1 protein-coding gene is annotated in these 449 nt (G+C 68.8%); it reads right to left on the reverse strand.

The window, feature by feature from the left end; all coding sequences use genetic code 11:
• A partial coding sequence (locus EA472_RS21875; RefSeq protein ID WP_394341364.1) for a transcription initiation factor IIB occupies positions 1-449 on the reverse strand: 449 nt, incomplete at both ends.

Below are 449 nucleotides of genomic sequence, written 5' to 3' on the forward strand. Positions count from 1 at the left end.
TCGACGCGGGAGACGGCGGAGATCTCGTCGAGGCTGCGGGGGGTGCCGGCCTGGCGGGCGGCGGCGTACAGCGCCGAGGTGGCGACGCCTTCGATCGATCGTCCCGGCAGCAGGTCCTCCTCGAGGGCGCGCCGATAGATGACGGAGGCGGTCTCGCGGACGTTCTCGGGGAGGCCGAGCGCGGAGGCCATGCGGTCGATCTCGCCCAGCGCCTGTTTCAGGTTGCGCTCTTTGCTATCGCGGGTGCGAAAGCGCTCGTTCCAGGTGCGAAGGCGCTGCATCTTCTGGCGCTGGCGACTCGAGAGGGCCTTGCCGTAGGCGTCTTTGTCCTGCCAGCCGATGTTGGTCGAAAGCCCCTGATCGTGCATCATGTTGGTGGTGGGGGCACCGACGCGGCTCTTTTCGTCCTTTTCGGCGGCGTCGAAGGCGCGCCACTCGGGGCCGCGGTC

It is taken from the genome of Natrarchaeobius oligotrophus, from assembly GCF_003841465.1.
Lineage (GTDB): Archaea > Halobacteriota > Halobacteria > Halobacteriales > Natrialbaceae > Natrarchaeobius > Natrarchaeobius oligotrophus.